The 21,681-nt window shown below is 47.1% G+C and carries 15 protein-coding genes; 2 read left to right on the plus strand and 13 right to left on the minus strand.

Going from position 1 to position 21,681, the window contains the following annotated elements; genetic code table 11:
- Positions 1 to 5: 5 nt before the first annotated feature.
- Positions 6 to 2,507 (plus strand): Ig-like domain-containing protein, encoded by a 2,502-nt coding sequence (locus tag L5M49_RS09920; protein WP_263255279.1) that lies wholly within the window; start codon positions 6 to 8, stop codon positions 2,505 to 2,507.
- Between the two features lie 161 nt (positions 2,508 to 2,668).
- Here L5M49_RS09920 and L5M49_RS09925 read toward each other — a convergent pair whose 3' ends face one another.
- On the minus strand, positions 2,669 to 3,994 hold the full coding sequence (locus tag L5M49_RS09925) for an APC family permease (protein ID WP_263265961.1): 1,326 nt from the start codon (positions 3,992 to 3,994) through the stop codon (positions 2,669 to 2,671).
- A gap of 624 nt (positions 3,995 to 4,618) precedes the next feature.
- Between L5M49_RS09925 and L5M49_RS09930 the strand changes: the two genes are divergently transcribed.
- Positions 4,619 to 5,020: a hypothetical protein gene (locus tag L5M49_RS09930; RefSeq protein ID WP_107402714.1), complete on the plus strand. Its 402-nt coding sequence runs from the start codon at positions 4,619 to 4,621 to the stop codon at positions 5,018 to 5,020.
- An 85-nt stretch (positions 5,021 to 5,105) separates the two neighbouring features.
- On the opposite strand, the gene L5M49_RS09935 is transcribed toward L5M49_RS09930, so the two are convergent.
- The 12 genes from L5M49_RS09935 to L5M49_RS09990 all read right to left on the minus strand — a co-directional run bounded on the left by L5M49_RS09935 (position 5,106) and on the right by L5M49_RS09990 (position 21,595).
- Complete coding sequence (locus L5M49_RS09935; RefSeq protein WP_263237161.1) at positions 5,106 to 6,299, minus strand: ABC transporter permease; 1,194 nt, start codon at positions 6,297 to 6,299, stop codon at positions 5,106 to 5,108.
- 1 nt (position 6,300) lies between these two features.
- Positions 6,301 to 7,518 carry an ABC transporter permease gene (locus L5M49_RS09940; RefSeq protein ID WP_263186532.1) on the minus strand — a complete coding sequence of 406 codons (1,218 nt, stop codon included), beginning with the start codon at positions 7,516 to 7,518 and terminating at the stop codon, positions 6,301 to 6,303.
- A gap of 80 nt (positions 7,519 to 7,598) precedes the next feature.
- On the minus strand, positions 7,599 to 8,573 hold the full coding sequence (locus L5M49_RS09945) for an HlyD family secretion protein (protein ID WP_168825663.1): 975 nt from the start codon (positions 8,571 to 8,573) through the stop codon (positions 7,599 to 7,601).
- Complete coding sequence (locus L5M49_RS09950; protein ID WP_263186510.1) at positions 8,563 to 9,945, minus strand: TolC family protein; 1,383 nt, start codon at positions 9,943 to 9,945, stop codon at positions 8,563 to 8,565. The genes L5M49_RS09945 and L5M49_RS09950 overlap by 11 nt, the downstream gene beginning before the upstream one ends.
- A gap of 94 nt (positions 9,946 to 10,039) precedes the next feature.
- Positions 10,040 to 11,488 carry a metalloprotease TldD gene (gene tldD, locus L5M49_RS09955; protein ID WP_113940074.1) on the minus strand — a complete coding sequence of 483 codons (1,449 nt, stop codon included), beginning with the start codon at positions 11,486 to 11,488 and terminating at the stop codon, positions 10,040 to 10,042.
- A gap of 133 nt (positions 11,489 to 11,621) precedes the next feature.
- Positions 11,622 to 12,452 carry a carbon-nitrogen hydrolase family protein gene (locus L5M49_RS09960; RefSeq protein WP_168825669.1) on the minus strand — a complete coding sequence of 277 codons (831 nt, stop codon included), beginning with the start codon at positions 12,450 to 12,452 and terminating at the stop codon, positions 11,622 to 11,624.
- The gene (locus tag L5M49_RS09965) at positions 12,376 to 16,716 is read right to left on the minus strand and encodes a YhdP family protein (protein ID WP_263265962.1); all 4,341 of its coding nucleotides are present in this window, start codon (positions 16,714 to 16,716) and stop codon (positions 12,376 to 12,378) included. The genes L5M49_RS09960 and L5M49_RS09965 overlap by 77 nt, the downstream gene beginning before the upstream one ends.
- On the minus strand, positions 16,716 to 18,182 hold the full coding sequence (rng, locus tag L5M49_RS09970; RefSeq protein WP_168825804.1) for a ribonuclease G: 1,467 nt from the start codon (positions 18,180 to 18,182) through the stop codon (positions 16,716 to 16,718). The genes L5M49_RS09965 and rng overlap by 1 nt, the downstream gene beginning before the upstream one ends.
- 218 nt (positions 18,183 to 18,400) lie before the next feature.
- On the minus strand, positions 18,401 to 19,006 hold the full coding sequence (locus L5M49_RS09975) for a Maf family protein (protein ID WP_263192960.1): 606 nt from the start codon (positions 19,004 to 19,006) through the stop codon (positions 18,401 to 18,403).
- A gap of 2 nt (positions 19,007 to 19,008) precedes the next feature.
- Positions 19,009 to 19,497 carry a rod shape-determining protein MreD gene (mreD, locus tag L5M49_RS09980; RefSeq protein WP_105251286.1) on the minus strand — a complete coding sequence of 163 codons (489 nt, stop codon included), beginning with the start codon at positions 19,495 to 19,497 and terminating at the stop codon, positions 19,009 to 19,011.
- Positions 19,497 to 20,501, minus strand: coding sequence for a rod shape-determining protein MreC (gene mreC, locus L5M49_RS09985; RefSeq protein ID WP_263148058.1), 1,005 nt, complete (start codon positions 20,499 to 20,501; stop codon positions 19,497 to 19,499). The genes mreD and mreC overlap by 1 nt, the downstream gene beginning before the upstream one ends.
- A gap of 44 nt (positions 20,502 to 20,545) precedes the next feature.
- Positions 20,546 to 21,595 (minus strand): rod shape-determining protein, encoded by a 1,050-nt coding sequence (locus L5M49_RS09990; protein WP_105251284.1) that lies wholly within the window; start codon positions 21,593 to 21,595, stop codon positions 20,546 to 20,548.
- Positions 21,596 to 21,681 lie beyond the last annotated feature (86 nt).

Consider the following 21,681-nt stretch of genomic DNA (forward strand, 5'->3'; position numbering starts at 1 on the left):
TGCTTATGCGACTTAGCAAAACGTTATCGGTATTTTCTTGGGTATTACTGGGCGCATTAGCGCTCAGTGGTTGTAATGGCGCCGCTGATGGCACCGACACTGACGGAACAACAGACAGCTATAGCTTAACGCTGGGCTATAAAACTGTAGTTAACGGCAAGTGCGCCGATGCAACCACCAATTTAAGCTATGCCTCCGATACGAGTTTTTGTGCCGTCGCTACCTTAAAAAAGGGTTCGAGTAAACTTAGCGGCCAACTGATTAGCTTCGCTGCGACCTTAGGTACTGTTGCGCCAGCAACAAAACTCACCAATGCAGATGGCGTTGCTGAAGTCATCATTTCTAACCCTGCATTAACAGCAGAAGCTGGTACGGTAACGGCGAGCTATACGCCGTCTGATGCAGACGCATTAACTGCAAGCCGTAACTACGAGTTCGTTGGTTCAGACAATGGCAACACCATTGAAACACCCAAACTCAGCGCCAGTATTTTAAACAGCTCAGCCTTAGTCACTCGCTTTAAAGTCGATGAGTCGGTGCAATTACAAGCCATATTGCTCGATAGCGAAAGCAAAGGTATCGAAGGCGCTAAAGTCACCTTTACTGCTGGTTCAGCGGCGCTCAATCCTGCCAGTGCGCTGACCAACACTCAAGGTATTGCGCAGGTACCCTATACGCCAAGTGCAACTGAATTAGGGGCAAATGCCTTAACGGTCACTGTGGACTATCAAGGTCAATCGCTGCAAACCAGCAGTTTATATGAAGTGTTGAGTAAAGATGCAGTCAATCAAGAAGGCACGCTGAAACTCGGCTCATTCAATGGTGCAGTCTTTACCGAAGGTCAATTGGCGAGCACCTTAACGGCCGATGCCAATGGCAAATATAAAATCAGCGCAGGCGGTAGTTTTGGTGTAAGTGCAAGTTTAGTATTAGAGGCCAATGACGGCACGGTTACCCGAGTACAAACACCCTCTTCCATCAGCTTTAGCTCAGATTGCACCACAAACAATAGCGCCACACTCGATACCCCAGTTACGACTTTATCGGGTAATGCGAGCTCGACCTTCCAAGACACAAGTTGCAGTGGCAACAGTGAACGTAGCGACCAAATCATCGCCACAACCGTGGCTGGTAATCAGACGTTAACGGCGAATTTCCCATTTACTCTGCAACGTCAAACGCTTGCCAGCTTAAGTTTTGAGTCGGCAGAGCCGGCACAAATTCGCATCAAAGGTGCGGGCGGTACGGGTTCAAGCGAATCCTCTTTAGTCAGCTTCAAAGTCACCAGCGCCAATGGCCAACCCGCAGCGCAACAGAATGTCAGCTTTACCTTAGATACGGTTGTCGGTGGTTTAAGTTTTGCCAATGGCACTGCGAATGCGCAAAGCCTGACTAACTCCCAAGGTATCGCCAGTGTGCGCGTATTATCCGGTACAGTACCCACGCCAGTGCGCGTAGTCGCTACTGCAGTTGATACTGATACTAAAGAAGTTATCACTAGCCAATCAGAGCAACTGACCGTCAATACTGGCTTGCCGCAACAGCTTGGATTTAGTCTATCAACGACAATATTCAATCCAGAAGCAGGTGACTTTAATGGTGAAACTGCAACGATCACCATTCGAGCCTCCGATAGTTTTGGCAATCCAGCGCCCGATGATACTGCTGTCAACTTCACGACAGAAGGTGGCCAGATCCCAACATCATGTTTAACTAAAAATGGGACATGTAGCGTTGTTTGGACTTCACAAACGGCACGAGTACCCGATCACCGCATCACGATTCTCGCTTATGCCTTAGGTCACGAAACCTTCTTCGATACCAATGGCAATAACATCTTTGATGATGCTGATGTTAGTAAAGACATCAATGGCACGCCTGTGCCTGACTTGGCTTGTTTAACGAATTCAGGCGTTGCGAAAAAATGCACAGGCAATGGTATGGACATCGAAGCCTATCTTCCTAGTGGTTTTAGTGATCTAGGTGATGCGTTTAGGGATGACAATGAAGATGGCATTAGGAATTCAGCCGAACCATTTTGGAATACTCAAGCAAAAGAATATAGTTTTGCCGATGGTAAATTTAACGGTCCACAATGCGAAAGCGCACTCTGCGGCAAAGGCCAAGCCAATAAAACCTATATCCGCAAAGCCTTAGTAATGAGCATGTCAGGCTCACAGGCTTATATCAGTGTGATGCAAGACGGTGTGTTATTGCCGAGTGTGAATGACATCAAACCTGTGGCCGTTGGTGCTAGTTCTGAGTTTGTAGTATTTGTCCACGACAGTGCGAATCAAATCATGCCAGCTCAGACAAGTATCGAATTGTGCGTGGATTGTGCTGGAACGCCTAAAACCTTCGAGGTTCCCAATACTGTGTATGCGAAAGGCAGTCTAGGTTCACCACTGAAATTTACGGCATCGGCCAACACCAGCGTATCGGTGAAAGTCACGACCCCTAAAAATGTGGTCACTGATAACTTAGGTTTCACAGTACCAGCGCTTTAAAACTCAATTAAGCAAACTGAAAAGACCCGCTAATGCGGGTCTTTTTATTGGAATATTTTGTTAGAGGATGACAACTCACAGCCCTTAGATCTACTACACATCTTTAGTTATAGCTGTGCATCTATGAGCCATGACTCTCACTAATTTTATAACTCTTAATTTTATAGCTCTACTGCACGGCGTAAACGGAAACTCCGTAAAGCCAAATACAATGCTCCCACTGCCGCCCATATAAGCCCTAACTCTAGTGATTGTGGCTCTAAGTTCACCCAAAGCACGCCAATAGTGCCGGCGCCACACAATGGCAAGACTAAGTATTGTAAGTGGTCTCTAAAAGATTTATTACGTCGATCCCTTAGGTAAAACTGCACAATCACGGATAAGTTTACGAAGGTAAAAGCGACTAAAGCGCCAAAATTCACTAAGGCTAGCGCCATTTCCAAATCAAATGAAACGGCAGACAGCGCAAGCGCACCCACCAACAAGACATTAAATGCTGGGGTTCGCCATCTAGGATGGATATAAGCAAACCCTTTACGTGGCAACATATTATCCCGCCCCATCACATATAAAATCCGTGCAACCCCAGCATGGGCAGCCATACCGGATGCCAATACGGCAACTGTGGTCGCCACTAATACGATGGACTGGAATAGATTACCACCCACATAGAGTGCAATTTCAGGCAATACCGCATCAAGCTGTTGAAAGCGGGAAATATCGGGGAAATAGAGCTGCAAAAAATAAGACACGCCAACAAAAATCACGCCACCGAGCAAAGCTGTCAACACAATCGCGCGAGGGATAACACGCTGCGCATCTTTAGTTTCTTCAGTCAGTGAACTTAACCCGTCAAAGCCGAGGAAGGAGAAACACAGAATCGTCGTCCCTGTGAATAATGGCGCCATCGCCATATTATCGGCATAAAATGGTCGCACACTCGCGACGACACCTTCGCCTTCACCGAGGGAAATGCTATAGGCCATTAGACCAATGAACACCACAATAATGGCGATCTGTGCAAACACTATCACCCCATTAAAGTTCGCGACGAGATCAATCCCCTTGAGATTAAGCAAGGTCATTATGGTCACAAGTGCGAAAATAAAGATCCAAGGTTCGACGCTGGGAAACATGGCGGTTAAATAGATTTTTGCGAGCAACATATTGATCATTGGCATAAACATATAGTCCAGCAGCGATGACCAACCCACCATAAAACCAACATTCTGGCTAAAGGTTTTTTGAGCATAAGTGTAGGCTGAACCCGCATAGGGATATTTACGTACCAAATGACCGTAACTAAACGCGGTAAATAAAATCCCCGCCAATGCGAATAGATAAGACGTAGCCACATGGCCAGAGGTGATCTCGGAAACAATACCAAAGGTGTCAAAAACGGCCATAGGCGTGAGATAGGCAAGCCCCATCACCACCACTTGCCATAAGTTGAGGGTCTGCTTCAAACCCAGATTTTGTTGGCTCATCAGCACACCCCCATTCTACAGGGTTGAACACCTAAGCACGCATCTGCAATTAGTTTTTGCTTGCGGCTAACCGTCTGCACTCTAGGTTTAATGGCTAACGCAACAACTTGATTTACAACAACTACCGACAATCCGGTACACAACAGCCCCATTGGTCTTTCCTCAGTAAAATAGGTTCAACTGAACCTCATATCATTTCCGGATGTTTACCGGCCTCAATTGTTTTAAAACACATACGTCATAAATAAAAAATAACCGAGATACTGAGTATCTCGGCTATTTTTTCGGCGCGCATTCTCCCCCAAAACCAATAAGAAGACAACCCAATAAGGGCCGTTTGATGGCTATCTGCACGATGAGAGTTAAATTAACGGAATAGAATAGACAAGGATAAAGATGGCTTAAAGCAGTTTGAACACTAAGACACGCTACTAGAATATGATAGTAAGGCTGATGACATGCCGAAGGACAAGCTCAAAACTGAATAATTTTTTCACTTGTTTTAAATTTGTTATTGGAAATAAAGCAGATATAGATATAATCTTCCGGCAAAAATTAAACAGGGGCAGTTTAATTTGCGAAGCAACCGCTTCATTTGTTTTATCGCATCAAAAGGAAGATGAAATGCGTAAAATTACTTTAGTCTCTCTGACCATTGGCAGCTGTTTTCTCGCCGCCTGCGCCGCAAAACCACCTATTATCGCTCAAGAAAAAACCGTTGAAATCGAGGGTGTTAACTTAGTTTTTGGTGGCAGTTTTGATACAGAACGCAAAAACATTTCACTCTCTGTGAATGGCGATTCTGTTATGAAAGGCACTTTCCCGCCTTATACTCCGACTCAAAATTTGAGCGGTAAATACAAGGATTTCAAGATTTCTAGCCAATGCTATTTCGGTTCAGTACTCAGCAGCCAAGGTGGCGCATTTGGCGCGATTGCCGGCGTCATTCAAGCGACTAAGTCGAGCTCAGGCGATAAGTGCGATATGCTCGTCGACGGTAAAATTGTTGAAAGTCTCTACTTCTAAAGATTAATTGCAGAAGTACCTAAACTGCCCCTGTAGAGTACAAAACCTGTAAACACTCGCGAGATACTCTGTCCCGCGAGTCCCATCAAAGCTGATTAGCTTCATCCAACAATCTTGCTCTTCGCTTAATCCCCAACATCGCTAGGCCGAAAAAGACCGCAAATAAGCCCCATAGTTGCAGCCATTTGGGCATCACACTCGCCCAACTTGCGCCCATTTGATTGAGTTCTAACATGCCCATAATCGCGGGTACGGCAGGAATAAACTGTGAGCCGAGTACTAAAGGTTCTGGGATCAGTGCTATCGGCCACACAAAACCTGACACGAATAGAATAGGCATAGAGATCAGCAGTAGCACTTGGGTGGGTAAATCGCGGCGGGTGAACAAGGTACTCATGGCAACACCTGCAGCGGCGGTAGCCAGTAAAAACGGCAATAACCACAGCGCAACTAAGCCAAGGCTCGCTTGAATACTCACGTTATACCAGTGATAACAATAGCCCACATAAAAGCTGGTAAAGAAGATATAAATCAACATGAAAGCAAGAATACGACCACAGACTAATTGCACCGGTGACACCTGCTGCCAATACCCTTTATGCCGCCATTGCCCTGCCCCTAAAATGCCAGTACCAATGAGTAAGGTTTGGTGCAAAATCAGCAAGAACAATCCAGGTACCACATAGGGCGTATAACCTAGGCTCTGGTTAAAGGCAGGAACACTATTAAGATGAAGCGAGTTTAAACTCTCTTGGGCCTGCTTAGGATTTTGTCCTTGAGCAAGCATGCCAATCAATTGCACTTGTTTACCCGCATCCATTCCAGCGCTAACTAAGCCTTCAACAACCGCGGAATAAATCAAAAAGTAACTAGCATCACCGCCATAGCTTAGCGTCACACCTTTACCGAGCAATAAATCGCGGCGGAATCCTTCTGGGATCACGAGTAAGCCGTGGGCCTTACGCGTCTCAATAAAACGCTTCGCCTCGGTAATCGAACCAACTTGGCCTATGACTTGAATTTTTGCGCTGGCATCGGCATGACGGATCAATTGACGGCTTAGGGAAGAATGATCTAAGTCCACCACGATCAGTTGTTGCTCGGTCGGCACTTGATTCAAATAGGGCAAAGGATACAAAACCGAATAAAACAGTACACCGCCAAATAAGGTCACAGCGATCGCTTTATCGCTAATAATGGCCTTAAACTCAGTGAGGATCAGTAGCCACAGACTGAGCTGACGTGGTGTGTTTGCGTGTTCGCTCTTGGATAAATTCATCCTATTGCCCCTTCGCAGATATAGCTGCGTCCGAGTCATAAACCGTCACTGAAGCATTGGTGTTAACTGTGGTAGGCAGTAATTTACGCGACAGAAAATATATCAAAGGTATCAAACAGATAAAGCCCCAATAGCTGGTGATTTGGCTCGCCACACTTGGCCAAGTAGCGCCATAACTCACGATACTAACATGGGACTCAATATAATGGCTCGATGGCATGATAAGTCGCCACCACTGGGCTAATTGCGGCATTTCGTGAGTCGGAAAAGTAATGCCCATAAAGGCAAACGCTGGCGCAAATAAAGCGGTACAAAAGCTGATGACCCGCGCACTGTCACGCATCACTACAAATATTAATAACACTAAGCTCCAGACTGCCAATAACATGACTAATTGCGCGAGCAATAATAGGGCTAAACTCCCCGCCATCGGCAGAGCAAGATACAAATACAGCCAAGCTAAAATAAAGCCGCCCTGCAGCATCAATATCGGCGTAAACAGCACCATTTTCGCCCACACTTTAGGCCAAAAATGTTCAGTTAAGATATTCGACATGCCATCGGCCTGAGTGGTAGGCGCTAAATGCAGCTCTCGATTTAAACTGTTTGCCATCACTAACATAGATAACAACTGCCACAGCGCAATCAGCACTGGCGGTACTAAGAAACCTATGTAATTGTTATTTCGGTTAAACAGGGCTGTTGTTTGGCTTTTGACTGGGCTTAAATTCACTGCGACTTGGGATTTCGGTGTACCATTTGCGAGCTGCTTTAAACCCGCCACTTGCTGTAATCCGTCGCCTAAACTCAGCTGAATTTGGCTTGAGAGTAACTTACCCACCAGCAAAAATTGACTGTTGTAGCGCACATCAATTGTAGGCTTATGACCTGTAAGTAAATCCTTTTTCATATCATAGGGAAAAACCACAATAGCGTAGACTTTCGCCTGTTGCATCGCGCTTATCGCCGAGGATAAGTCGGTAAAACTTTGCGGATCGGTAACCGGGTTTGCCTTAAGCTGACGGGTCAACATGCGGCTCAATTGACTATGATCTTGGTCGACAATCGCCACGGGCAGTTGCCTTGGCAGACCTGCACTGAATAACCACCATAAGCATAAAATCCCCAGTAGTGGAATATAACTTATCAGCGCTAACTGCCAAGGGTCATGCCATAGGGCACGCAGCTCACGGCGAACTAACGCTGTGAGCAACGCCATAAAGCTTATGCTCGATGGCTGTAATTCGTCCTTAATCTTGTCCGCCGCGTTGGCGTGAGGCGTACGTTCAGTCACGACTTTTACTCACTGCGCAGCAGCACAGACATGCCGACACGCAGATCGGTAATCGGCTGGTTTGGACGCAATTCCACTTCAAAGGTTCGCATATCAAAATCATGGCCACTTTCAGTCGAACGCCAAGTGGCAAACTCACCCATCACACTGATATGGGACACAGTAAAATCCACATCCTGCCCGAGTGCCGGAATCGTTAATTGAATTTTTTGACCTTTTTTGAAACGTTTAAGTTGGTCTTCTCGCACTTGGAACACGGCCCAAGCATCCTGCATATCAATCAAACTGACAATCGGAAAACCACTGGGTGCCAATTCACCCGCCTGTAACAGCACGTCGCTGATCTCACCCGATTTAGGTGCGCGCATTTGGCTATCTTCCATAATGGCGCTAACTTCTTTCACTGCACCTTCAGCCTTACGGGCATTACCTGCAGCAGCCACTTTGGTTTCCGTCCGCGCGCCTTCTTCTGCCATTTGATACATGGCTAAGGCAGCTTGTTCTGTGTATTTTGCCGCTTGCCATTGGGTAAAGGCTTCATCGCGTTTTTGTCTTGCCGCCACACCTTCGTTAAATAAATTTTCGACTCGGGTATAAGTGGTTTTAGCGAGTGTTGCTGCCGCCTGCGCCTTGAGCCATTGCTCCTTGGCTGCCATCACTTCTTGGCTGCGAGCACCGTTGTTGGCTTCAAGCTGCATCGCCTTAGCGGCATCACGACCACCTTCGGCCTGCATTAACTTTGCATCTAGCTCAGGACTGCGGATCGCGAATAATAAATCCCCTTGGGCCACACTATCACCGCGGCGCACGAGCACTTGTTCGACTCTGCCTGGCACCTTGGACGAAACATTGTACTCACGGGCTTCAATCTGGCCCTGCAACAAACTCGGCTGCGGGCTATAAGCGAGCTTGAGTCCATAGGCTAAGATAAGGCCTAATGCGACCAACGCCACAAGGGCAAGTATTCTGTTAGCGCGCATTGTTTGTCTCCTGCACTTGGGTAGGGGCTGTGGTACGACCGATAAATTCATCTAGTTGACCACTAATGGCCATTAATCTGGCATAGGCTTGCACATAACGATAACGGGCAGCCAATTGCTGAGTTTTCACTGCGCTCAGTTTCAGCTCCGCATCGACTCTGTCGATAGAGGTTGAAAGCCCTTGATTAAAGGCGATGTCACGCAGGCGCAGGTTTTCAATAGCAAGTTCGAGCGAAGTATCGAGCGCCGTCACTTCTTCCTCGGCCTGTAATAATTGGCGATAGCTTTGATCCACCAGCAGACTCAAGTCTTGTTTAGTTTGTGCCTTGGTATAACGAGCTTGTAAGAGTGCACTTTTCGCCGCTTCGACCTTACCGCTACGACCATCTCGGCTGATCAGTGGCACATTGACCCCAACCCCAACCATCCAGTCAGGTGTGATGCTCGTCAAGAGCGTGTCTTCTTCATACAAGGTGTAGTTACCGAAGAGGAAAACCGTTGGATGGTATTTACCTTTTTCCAACGCTATTAAACCGTTCGCTTGCGTTTCTTTCGCTTCGAGCAATTTGAGCGCCGGATGTTGGCTCAGGGTAATTTGGCTGAGTTGAGCGAATGAAGGAGCCTGTGGCAGTACAAATAAGGGAGAATTTGTGCTCACCTGACTTTGCTGTAGCATACGTGCCAGCGCGATCACTGCCATTTCGTGTTGCCGACGAGCACTGCCTAAATTGACTTTAGCATTGTCTAGGGCAACCTGCGCATTGAGGCGCTCGACCTTAGCAATTTGCCCTTCTCGCTCTAGTGCTAAAGCATGATCAACATGCTTAGTTAACGAGCCAACCAGATCAGTCTGAGTATTCACCAATGCCAACGTTACATCGACAGCGTAATATCTATCCACCAGCAGGGTAAATAAATCACGCGTTGCCAATTGTAATTCTTGTTGCTTCTCGGCCACCATAGCCGCGTGTATACCTTGAGCCGCAGTGATCTGTCCGCCCGTATAAATCGGCCACATTGCCTGTAAGCTGGCGCTAAAAATATCTTGTTCACTTAAGGGCAGCGGCGGAATACCCGCAATAATGCCGCCAAGCGATGGCGGGATAGAAATCACAGAATTTAATTCTTTCAGATCAAACTCTATCGGTTTATCCAAATGAATATAGTTACCGCGAATGTCTAATGAGGGCAAATTTAAGCTCTCGCCCGCCTCTTGTTCACCCTTAGCGCGGTTAACTTCCTGAGATTGTGCTTGCAACTTGTCGCTCACCTTCAGCACTTGCTGCCAAGCATCAGTAAAGCTAATCGGCTGAGCATAGCCAGCCGAAGGCAATGATAATAGGCACAGCCATACCACACGTGATAGTTTCATTAACACCTCTAGAGTAGTTACTCTAATTTCCTTTGCGAATGATAACATTCATGGTGGGTAGCGACTAGAACCCATAGACGTAAGGTTCTAGGTTTTATGCTGTTCCGCCCACGGTAAGCTTATCGAGTTTTAGGGTCGGTTGACCCACACCCACAGGCACACTTTGACCATCTTTACCACAAACGCCCACACCTTGATCTAAAGCCATATCGTTACCGACCATAGAAATCTGGCTCATAGCCTCAGGGCCATTACCGATTAAAGTAGCCCCCTTAATGGCTTGAGTAACTTCACCATTTTCAATCAAATAGGCTTCGGATGCTGAGAACACAAACTTACCCGAAGTGATATCGACTTGGCCACCGCCAAAGTTAGGGGCGTAAATGCCCTTCTTCACTGACTTAATAATCTCACTGGGATCTGACTCACCGGCCGTCATATAAGTATTGGTCATACGTGGCATAGGCAAATGCGCGTAGGATTCACGGCGGCCGTTCCCCGTTGGCGCAACACCCATTAAGCGAGCATTGAGTTTGTCTTGGATGTAACCCTTTAAAATACCGTCTTCAATCAATACGGTTCTTTGGGTTTGTACACCTTCATCGTCGATACTCAGTGAACCACGACGATTAGGCAAGGTGCCATCGTCGACCACTGTCACTAACTTAGACGCAACTTGCTGACCAACCTTGCCGCTAAAAGCACTGCTACCCTTACGGTTAAAGTCGCCTTCTAAACCATGTCCAACCGCTTCGTGGAGCAATACACCGGGCCAGCCATTACCTAACACCACTGGCATTTCACCCGCTGGTGCATCGATGGCATTTAGATTGACCTGCGCTTGACGCACGGCTTCGCGGGCAAAGGCGAAACACATAGGTAAACCTGTGTCATCGCTTGCCATTAAAACACCGTAGTCATGACGACCACCACCACCGGCGCCGCCACGTTCACGTTTACCGTTTTCTTCCAAAATCACGCTACAGTTAAAACGAACCAGAGGACGGATATCGGCCGCCAGAGTGCCATCACTCGCAGCAACGAGGATTTCTTCGTGCACACCAGCAAGGCTAACCACCACTTGAATAATCCGGCTATCTAGACTGCGAATAAACGCATCGGCTTCTTTCAGCAGGTTGATTTTTTTGACTTCTTCCATCGCCGCAATCGGATCTAAGCTGTCGTATAACGCCAATGCTTTTTGACGTTTAAAGGCTTGTACCTGAGTCTGCTCACCCGCACTAGCAATGCCACGGGCAGCCTGTACTGCAGCGCTTAAGGCGGCAGGAGTGATGTCGTCGGCATAGGCAAAACCCGTTTTCTCACCGCTGATGGCCCGCACGCCCACACCGCGTTCAATATGGAAACTACCGTCTTTGATGATGCCGTCTTCCAGCACCCAAGATTCGTGGCGACTACCTTGAAAATAGAGATCGGAATAATCGATTTTGTGCTGATGTATGGTGTTTAGATAGGTTTGCAGGCCATCTAACGCTAACCCATTCTTCAATAAACTTTGCTCTACTTGTGCTAAAAATGGCATCTATGCTCTCTTTGACCCCAAGGGATCTTGATATTCTGAGTGTAAATTCGGTGTACTAATTCTATGTGTTAATGCTGCATATCGGCTCAAGCGCAAATTCAGCATTTCAACTCGTCTGCTGGCTACTGGCACATTATTTCAAGCTTGGTTCAAGGAAACGATTATGCTGCATGACGGGCATTTTACTGCGAATACTGTGCAGTTCGGTTAAGTCGACCTCAGCCTGTACCCAACCCGTACCAGTTTTAAGTTCAGCCAAAATATTCCCCCAAGGACCGACTATCATGCTCTGCCCCCAAGTTTCTCGACTGCCTTCGTTATGCTGTCCCCACTGAGCTGCTGCAAGAATAACGCATTGGGTTTCAATCGCTCTTGCCTGTAACAATACCTGCCAATGGGCTTCCCCCGTCACCTTAGTGAAGGCAGAAGGGACAGTAATAATCTCGGCACCCGCAAGGCGCATCGCCCTAAACAAGTCGGGAAAGCGTAAATCATAACAGATGGTTAAGCCAATTTTGCCAAAAGGTGTATCGATAACGCTAATGTGATCACCGGGGCAGAAGGTTTCGCTCTCGCGATATTGTTTTGTACCATCGGCAACATCCACATCAAAAAGGTGCAGTTTATCGTAATGCCCTAAAGTATCACCTTTATCATCAAACAGATAACTGCGGCTATAGACACGACCATCCTCAGCCAACGCCGGAATAGTCCCCGCGACCATAAACACCCGATACTTGGCGGCCAGTGCACTTAACGCCGATTTGAGCGGACTCTGATGGACATCGCCCGCATAGGCAAGTTGCTGACTTTCATGGCCACCAAACAGTAAACTGCATTCGGGTAACACGACTAAATGGGGCGCATCGGCATCCCGTTTGAGTTCGTTAAGCTGCGATTCGATAAACTGCAGATTGGCGCTGACGTCGCGACTGCTCTGACATTGCAACAGGCTGATGTGCATTCTGATCTCCCTGAATTTGCTTAATCGGTTCTACTACTGGCTGATTCTCTGGTGTGGCAGGCGTGTTCGGCGCTTCAGGCGAAGGCGTCGCTTGAGGTTGCTCCCGCTTTAAGTCGGGCGCTTTAATTTGATCTGTTGCTGGCTTTAGCTCTTCTGATTTTGATTCTTCAGATCTGGCCTCTTCAGGCTTAACATCTTGTGGCTCGAGCGCTTCTGGTTGTGTTGCTTGAAGCTGTGGCTCAGATTTAGCGTTGCTTGGTTTGACTTCAGTTGACTGAGCTTCAGTTAACTTAGTTTCAGTTGGCTTAGCTTCTGTTAATTGAGCCTCGGTCGATTTAGTCTCTACCGGCTGAGTGATATCGGCGTTATGACTCGCGGCTTCGGTCGGCACCGCTGGACGCTCAACGCCAACCACAGGTAAAATAGATTCTGGAATTTCAATCTCTTTACTCTTACGCTCTAACTCTTCGACCACAGGCTCTGCCATAGTCCCTGTCACCCGAAAACGAATTTCTGAAATAACTTCAATCACAGGCTCAAGCACTTTTGTCAGGGCAAAGGCCCCCAGACCCAGTGTCCAAGCGCTGGTACTGAGCAATACGACAGTCGGCACACTTGAGGCCAATTGCGGCACAAAGCGGATATCGTAATTCAAACTTTCAGTAGTGAGATCCGTATAGCCACGCACCTTCATATTACCCGCGATGGCATCCATTTCAGTATCAGTGGTTTTCACCACGCCATTATCAATCTGCAGATTGCCATTGAAAGAGTTGAAATACATGCCCTGACCGAAGACATCGGTGAAATCCAGCGACAGTTTACGCACCAAAGAATCTAAACTGAACAGGGAGAAAATCCGTGCGCCCTTGTCACTCACCTGAGATAAGTGGCCTTTGCCTAAGTTGAATTTCACCTTGCCATTTAAGGTTTCGAGGGAGAAGGCATAGGGAGCACCTTGCCAAGATAAGTCCGCATTCACCTTCAAGGGGGCTTCATTAACGCCAGGCTCTATACCCAATTGAGCAGATAGATAACTAAACTGAGTGGCATTTAACTCAACACTGAGGTCAGTTTTATTCTGTCCAGCCTGTTGTTGCCAAATGCCACTGCCCTGCAAATTGACATTGGGCGTAGTCAAAGACAATGTTTGAATCTTATATCCTGCCGCTTGTGGGCTCGCCTGCAAAACAAGCTTTCCAAAGGATTTATCGAAGAAACGAAAATCTTCCACATTCACTGCCACGGGCGGCAAGTTAGTGAGCACTTGATCACTGGCAAAATCGGCATCCGTGTTCGACTTTACCTCAGGTGAAAAATAAAATTTATTCGCCACAACTTTGAGACCTTGAGTTTTCCAATTTGGATAGAAATCGATCCAACCGTCAAATTCGTTGGCAACGGTATTAAAACGCCATCCCGTCTCGTTAGGCTTAGCATTAAGCCTAAGCTCCGTCAGTTGTTGCCCTAAAAGATCGAGCCGACCGATATGAGAATCGATACTCGCCACCGCGGGAAATAAACTTTTATGGGGAATATCATCTACTAAAATGCCCGTTTTCGGTATTTTCTCTTGACCAACAAAGGCATTAATCACAGGTAACCATTCGGCTAATTTGGCCTTACCGAGATCGACTTGAATATGACCTTGTTCTGTATTTCTGGCTTCATCCTCATCGAATAAACGCCCCAATAACAAGTCAAAATAACTAAAATTTGCACCTTTATCGGCATCGAAACCACCGATAAACTCGGCATGACTGGCAAGCTTGACATCAAGCGTCGCATCATCTTGATCGCCAACAAACTCAGCGACTAAAGGTCGTGGTTCATTTTCGGGTTTAGCAAAGTATCCTGGGAGTAACAGTTGCGTCCCCAGCATATCCGAAGTCACTTTGGCTTGGATTTGATAACCTTGCTCAGTAAATAGCATAGTCATAGCACCGTCCCAACTGATTTTTCCCTGATAAAAATCGCTCAAGGGATTGTGTAATTCATCGGGGAGACGGCTGAGATCCCAACGACTTTTCAGCGAAAGATTAAGGCCAAAATCTTTACCTTTAGGCTGAGTGTCGAAAGTTAAACTGAGCGGTTGTTCGAACAAGCGCGCTTTGATGCCTTTTCCTGTCACAACTTCATTCGCAAAGTCGACTACACCAGTCACGCCATGAAGTTGAAGCCCTGGCTGAGCAATATATACAGGCGTATTATCAAAACGGATTTGACCACGAATATCTTCGGCTTCACCTTCATACAGTGGAATGCTGATGTCTAAAGTGCCAGTGACAGCACCTTGCACGACATCTAAGGTTTTACCTACTGAGTTCGCCAAAGGTGAGGCTTGTAACACCTTAGTCGCCGCACTGCCTTGAGTAGCAAGTTCGGCTTCAATCCTTAGCAGCGTCTGTTCACCAATGGCGGGAATAAATACATGGGCACCTGTGGCATCCACATTCATCAGCTTGCCTTGGTTTAACCAAAGATCCATGCGGGTATTTTCAAACAAAGCGTTAAGGGACAGATCTGTGACCGCTGGCCAGTCGGGTTGAAACTGAAATTTGGCATCTGTTAAGGTAAATGCTGCCTGAAACACGCCGCTATTATCATCGAAGGGAAAACCACTTAACGAACCACGCCAAACAACTTGCGCATCTTGGGTCTGACCCGCTTTAAGCCCAGTATCCAAATACTCTGCCAGTGATTCACCCATCGCCTTATTGGGGAAATACTTGTCGGCATTAGCCACATTGTTGATACGAACATTGGCCGCCAGCGCCATGTGTGCAGCACCGCTAAAGTCCAAATTCAATGCCGCATCAACGCCGATATCTTCGTTTTCAAACTGCAACTGAGGCACATTTAAACTCAGATGTTCAGTATCGAATTGACCATCAATTGACGCACCATTGAATACTAATGGCGCCGAAAATTCATCACCAAAATCGAGGGTGTACACTTGTTCAGGTAGAGAGAAATACAACGTCTTATCTTGCCAGCGAAGGTTCACATCGACAGGATGAGTATTGGGAATACCGTCAACCTTCTGCCAATGCAACTGCTTCACTTCGGTACTGGCGAGCAAAGGCTGGTCGGCTTTTTGATACAGGCGGATTGGTCCAATACTAGCCTCTGGAGCTAACGCATGCCATTGACGTAATACGGCTCTATCGACTCCAGGAAATAGCGGCAGCAGCGGCAATAGACTCTGAGTATTAACTTGATTCACATAGGCAAATAATTCATCGTTTTGACGCTTCGCGGCCAGCGTTAATGCCGGCCAATGCTCACCATTGGTGACAAAATCCAGTCCTGAACTTTGTACTTCCCAACCCGTCGCCTTTGGCTGCCAAACAATATCGCCCGCTTGAATTTCAAATTTCTGCGGCTCTTGCTTTAATGTCCATTGCAGCCAGCTCGGCTCAAAATGAACCATAGCAGAACTGATGCTGCGGTCGGCAAACGTAAGCCAAGCCTTAAGATTGACAACCCCTTCTAAGGGTAACTTTTGAGTGGAATCATAGGGATTAGGTTGACGTGAAGCCCATTCACCTAAGTCTAAAGAGTTAGCCGCCAAATAAATCTGCCCAGTCAAACTGTCGGGATTTGCACCATCGCCATTGATATCTAACTGTAATCCGAGAGACTCATGCTTAGAGGCATGACTATCAAGATACAATTCTCCCGCACCGCGGTGACGTTCACCCTGATTGCGCCAGTTCAAATGACGAATATGGATCGGGCGAAACTCTTGGTGCATGCTCAGCAATTGCACTGTGGCATTGGTTAAGGAGAATCTATCGAGTTGTTTGAGTAATAGGGCATAGAGCCAATCGAGTTGCGGGGCTTTATTAATTGTGGCGGGATCGTTCTCGGTAAGTTTATCCATGTCTAAAGCGACATGGACACCCTCAAAAATAACATCTTCGATTCGCGGGGTGAGCGTGAGCAGCGATTGCCAAAAATCTAACTTCACTTGTACGTTCTTGATCATCAAGGTCACAGGCAGTTGTTCCTGTGGCGGGATCACTAAGTCATCGATGTTAATTGCAGGGCCAAATGCCTGCCAATGGGCGGATAATTCCCCCACTTGCACATCGACTTTATATTCGCTTTTTACGTAATTCACCAGTTGCTGGCGAACTTCATCAACCTGCGGTAATAAGCCACGGATCAAACTGACGGCAAGCGCAAACAAGACCAAAATAAGCGCCAGAAATTGCCAACAAAAACGGCTAAATTTTTTTGCAGTAAAAAGCGTAGCCACTACATCATCACCACATCATATTTGTGCTGTGAGTACATAGGCTCATTTTGCAAACGGATGCGCTTACCTATGTAAACCTCAAGTTCAGCAATAAGATGATTATCATCGGTATGCAGACTTTGATACACGGCAGGCGAACAGTACAACAGGAACTCATCAGCATCGTAGGCACGGTTTAAACGGATTATTTCGCGAAAGACCTCATAGGAAACCGTCTCGACTGTCTTCATGCTCCCCGTGCCATGGCAGGCCGGACATTCGCCACAGACGACATGCTCTAAACTTTCTCGGGTACGCTTACGGGTCATTTCGACTAGACCTAACCCCGAAAAACCACTCACATTGGTTTTCACCCTGTCTTTAGACAAAGCGCTGGTTAAGCTGCTAAGAACACGAGCCTTATGATCCGCCGTCATCATGTCGATAAAATCAATAATAATGATGCCGCCGAGATTACGCAGACGTAACTGCCTCGCTATCGCTTGGGTCGCTTCGAGGTTGGTATTAAAAATGGTTTCTTCAAGATTCCTGTGCCCCACAAAGGCGCCGGTATTGATATCCACAGTCGTCATGGCTTCGGTTTGATCTATGATCAAATAGCCACCAGACTTGAGCTCGACTTTACGGCCGAGTGCACGTTGAATTTCGTTCTCCACATCGTAGAGATCAAAAATAGGCGCAGGCCCTGAATAATGCTCAATCTTATCGGCAATCTCTGGCATAAACTCCTGCGCAAAAGACTGCAACTCGGCAAAAGTGCGGCGAGAATCCACTTGAATACGGTCCAGCTCAGTACCGACAAAATCACGCACAATGCGCACAGGTAAGGCTAAATCTTGATACAGGAGCGACACACCACTGCGTTTACGTCGCTCACTCACCTTTGACCAAACTCGGCGTAAAAATGCCGCATCTTGGGATAACTCATCTTCCCCTACGCCTTCGGCGGCGGTGCGGATAATAAAACCACCGTCATCATCAACATAGGGCAAAGTAATTTGTTTGAGGCGACTGCGTTCTTCTTCTAGTTCAATACGCTGGGAAACACCAACATGGCTAGAACCTGGCATAAAGACTAAATAACGGGAAGGCAGCGTGATATCGGTCGTTAGGCGTGCGCCCTTAGTGCCCAGCGGATCTTTAACCACTTGCACCATAATGTCTTGCCCTTGACGGACTAACTCGGCGATATCACGAACAACGAAATGACCTTTCTCAACATCGGCGACACACTCAGTGTGTGGCACTATGTCGGACGCATGTAAAAAAGCCGCTTTATCTAAGCCAATATCGACAAAGGCGGCTTGCATACCGGGTAACACACGGCTGATTTTACCTTTGTAAATATTACCCACTAAACCCCGTTTCATACGGCGTTCAATATGGACTTCTTGCAGCACACCATGCTCAACTAAAGCAACGCGCGCCTCAGATGGAGTTACGTTGATCAGTAATTCTGAACCCATCTTGCGCTGTATTTTATTTGGATTTAAGCGACTGGTATTCACGACTCACCCCATTCGGGAAACTAGATTAATTAATCGAAGTTACAAACTCTCTAAGCATGAAAACCGAATAAAGGAACAAGGTCAACGTCATTGGAGTACTCGATTCAGAGCCCTAAACGCCAATAAGGTTCATTCTAACCTCAAGCCAAAATCGCAATATAAGCAACCAGCAGCAGTTAAATAAAGCCAACTTCGGCTAACAACTCACGCGTTTCAACCAGAGGTAAACCTACAACGCCAGAATAACTGCCTTCAATTGCAGCCACAAAGCAACCGCCGAGCCCTTGAATGCCATAACTGCCCGCCTTATCCATGGGCTCTTTTGAAGCCACATAAGCCTCAATGTCAGCTGTCGATAAAGCGCAAAAACGCACTTGTGTTTCAACTAAGCGCACTGAGATTTTTAAGGTTGAGTCAGACTCGCCTGCTTTGTAGGTCAGTGCCACAGCCGTCATCACAGTATGCGTTCGGCCAGACAGTTCACTGAGCGTTTGCTTAGCATCGGCCACATCCAGCGGTTTGCCTAATATTTGATTTTCAAGCACTACGATAGTATCAGAACCTAATACAGCAGGCTGTGACATATCTGCGCATAATGCCAGTCCAGCTTGGGCTTTTTCAGCGGCTAAACGTCGTACATAATCCCTTGGCGCTTCGCCCTGTTGCACAGTTTCATCAATATCAGGTGCCACTTGCGTGAAACTAAACTCAGGACGACCGAATCCAATCTGTGCCAATAATTCTTTGCGACGTGGCGAAGTTGAAGCTAAAACTAAATCCACAGTTAACGAACCTTATAATGACGTCGAACCCGACGTAAAATCCAAAATATCCAAGGCCAGATCACTAATCCTGAAATCGCAGGTAAAAATAGATCCGTTTTGAAAACAGCCTCTTGCATCACAAATTCAACCCAGTAAATCACTAAGTGATAAATACAAATCAGTAGCATGATCACTAACGACTGCTGCCATTGAGGGAAGTTTCGCAAACGCTGGCAATGCAAGATAGCAATATAAATAACCAAAGACATGGCTAAAGAGCGCACACCTAAGGTGGCTCCCAATAAAATATCTAATACTAGGCCTAAAACCCATGCGGTTAAGATGTTGTATCTGTGGGGTAATGCGATAGACCAATAGAGAACAATCATTAATAGCCAGTCTGGACGCCAAGCATCAACAGCACTTGGCAAAGGCATGATCTGGCTGATCACGCCGATAAATAATGTCACCCAAACAATAAAGCGCCCATTGGCGGCCTGAAAACTCATTAATGCACCTCAGCCACAGGAGGAGTGGTTTCCGTTGACGGTTTGGTCGCAGGCGCGGTCACAGGTTTAGAAGCCTCTGCTGGCGTGACACTTCCGCCAGCAGGAACAGCGCTATCTGCTTTTGATACATTATCGCTCGATGAATGATCCGCAGCAGGCACGGTAGGCTGACTCGGTAAAGTCACACCAGAATCGGGGGATGGCCAAATCAACAATAAATAACGAATACGATCTAACGCCGCTAAAGGCTGGGCGGTGACTCGAGCGTAACTTTGACCATCTTCAGTCAACACTTCCATTACCCGCGCGACCGGATAACCTTCTGGGAAACGATTCCCTAAACCTGAGGTGACCAGCAAATCGCCGACACGAATGTCAGTACTCTTGGCCACATGGCGCAGTTCTATTTCATCTAGCTCACCCGTACCATTGGCAACAAGGCGCACATCATTACGGGTGATACGCACAGGTAATCCGTGTGATACATCGGAGAGCAATAGCACCCTACTGGTCATTTCACTGACTTGTACCACTTGGCCAACAACCCCTTGGGCGTCGACCACAGGCTGCCCAACAAATACACCACTGCGTGAACCATGGTTTAGCACCGCATAGTGATGGAAAGGATCGCTAGCAACCTCCAATACTTCAGCCACCATTTTGCGCGAATCAAGGTAGGCTGGTGAGCCCAACAGTGCGCGTAAACGTTCATTTTCTTGGCGTAAGTGTTCGAAACGCTGTAAGCGTTCACTCATCAGCAGTTGCTGCCTGAGCAGCTCTTTATTCTGCAACGCTAACATATTGCGGGTGGCAAAACTTTCAGACGACCAGTCAAGCGCAACACCGGGCACGCTCGCTAAATACTGCAATGGACTAAAAAAAGAGGATAACGATTGCCGTACAGGATCGAGGCGATGATTAGCAACGAGCAAAGCCACCGACAAAATAATTGCCAGTGTCAGACGGAATTGGTTTGAAATACCACGAACAAAAATTGGCTTCATAGGAAAGCTAAGGCGGTGATTAACCGCCCCATACCGAAGTTAAATTAGGTTTCTTCGGAGAACAGATCGCCGCCGTGCATATCAATCATTTCGAGGGCTTTACCACCGCCACGTGCTACGCAGGTCAATGGATCGTCCGCCACCATTACAGGAATTCCGGTTTCTTGCATTAATAAACGGTCTAAATCACGCAATAAAGCGCCGCCGCCAGTTAACACCATACCGCGCTCAGAAATATCTGAAGCTAATTCTGGTGGAGATTGTTCTAACGCCACCATCACAGCACTTACGATGCCAGATAATGGCTCTTGTAAGGCTTCTAAAATTTCATTGCTGTTCAGTGTAAAGCTACGAGGTACACCTTCTGCCAAATTACGGCCGCGGACTTCGATCTCGAGCACTTCATCGCCAGGATAAGCAGTGCCGATAGTGTGCTTGATACGCTCAGCCGTAGCTTCACCAATCAAGCTCCCGTAATTACGGCGGACATAGTTGATGATCGCATCATCAAACTTATCACCGCCGATACGTACAGAAGACGAATACACTACACCATTAAGTGAAATAATCGCGACTTCAGTGGTACCACCACCGATATCCACCACCATAGAGCCGGTCGCTTCAGATACGGGTAAACCCGCACCAATCGCAGCTGCCATTGGCTCTTCAATTAAATACACTTCGCGAGCACCAGCGCCCATGGCTGATTCACGAATAGCACGGCGTTCTACTTGAGTGGCACCAACGGGCACACACACAAGCACGCGTGGACTTGGACGAAAAAAACTATTGTTGTGCACTTGTTTAATAAAGTGCTGCAACATTTTCTCCGTCACATAAAAATCTGCAATGACACCGTCCTTCATTGGGCGGATAGCTTGGATATTGCCAGGCGTTCTGCCTAGCATTTGTTTAGCTTCTGTGCCGACCGCGGCAACAGATTTCTGACCGGAGCCACTACGCTCACCACGTATAGCAACAACAGAAGGCTCATTGAGGACTATGCCTTCGCCACGAACATAAATTAATGTGTTAGCTGTACCCAAATCGATCGATAGATCATTAGAAAAAATGCCGCGTAGCTTCTTAAACATGTAACTAGCCTGTATTCTGTGGAGTCAGAAGAAAAGAAAAATCAGCTAACTTTATCAATGCCACCCTGATTCCACAAGACCGATGA

Source organism: Shewanella sp. SM74 (assembly GCF_025653725.1).
Lineage (GTDB): Bacteria > Pseudomonadota > Gammaproteobacteria > Enterobacterales > Shewanellaceae > Shewanella > Shewanella oncorhynchi.

What these genes read in the sequence shown, in the direction of transcription:
- L5M49_RS09920 (WP_263255279.1), top strand. Translation starts at nt 6, where the DNA reads ATGCGACTTAGCAAAACGTTATCGGTATTTTCTTGGGTATTACTGGGC.
- L5M49_RS09925 (WP_263265961.1), bottom strand. Translation starts at nt 3,994, where the DNA reads ATGAGCCAACAAAATCTGGGTTTGAAGCAGACCCTCAACTTATGGCAA.
- L5M49_RS09930 (WP_107402714.1), top strand. Translation starts at nt 4,619, where the DNA reads ATGCGTAAAATTACTTTAGTCTCTCTGACCATTGGCAGCTGTTTTCTC.
- L5M49_RS09935 (WP_263237161.1), bottom strand. Translation starts at nt 6,299, where the DNA reads ATGAATTTATCCAAGAGCGAACACGCAAACACACCACGTCAGCTCAGT.
- L5M49_RS09940 (WP_263186532.1), bottom strand. Translation starts at nt 7,518, where the DNA reads ATGGCGTTGCTCACAGCGTTAGTTCGCCGTGAGCTGCGTGCCCTATGG.
- L5M49_RS09945 (WP_168825663.1), bottom strand. Translation starts at nt 8,573, where the DNA reads ATGCGCGCTAACAGAATACTTGCCCTTGTGGCGTTGGTCGCATTAGGC.
- L5M49_RS09950 (WP_263186510.1), bottom strand. Translation starts at nt 9,945, where the DNA reads ATGAAACTATCACGTGTGGTATGGCTGTGCCTATTATCATTGCCTTCG.
- tldD (WP_113940074.1), bottom strand. Translation starts at nt 11,488, where the DNA reads ATGCCATTTTTAGCACAAGTAGAGCAAAGTTTATTGAAGAATGGGTTA.
- L5M49_RS09960 (WP_168825669.1), bottom strand. Translation starts at nt 12,452, where the DNA reads ATGCACATCAGCCTGTTGCAATGTCAGAGCAGTCGCGACGTCAGCGCC.
- rng (WP_168825804.1), bottom strand. Translation starts at nt 18,182, where the DNA reads ATGGGTTCAGAATTACTGATCAACGTAACTCCATCTGAGGCGCGCGTT.
- mreD (WP_105251286.1), bottom strand. Translation starts at nt 19,497, where the DNA reads ATGAGTTTTCAGGCCGCCAATGGGCGCTTTATTGTTTGGGTGACATTA.
- mreC (WP_263148058.1), bottom strand. Translation starts at nt 20,501, where the DNA reads ATGAAGCCAATTTTTGTTCGTGGTATTTCAAACCAATTCCGTCTGACA.
- L5M49_RS09990 (WP_105251284.1), bottom strand. Translation starts at nt 21,595, where the DNA reads ATGTTTAAGAAGCTACGCGGCATTTTTTCTAATGATCTATCGATCGAT.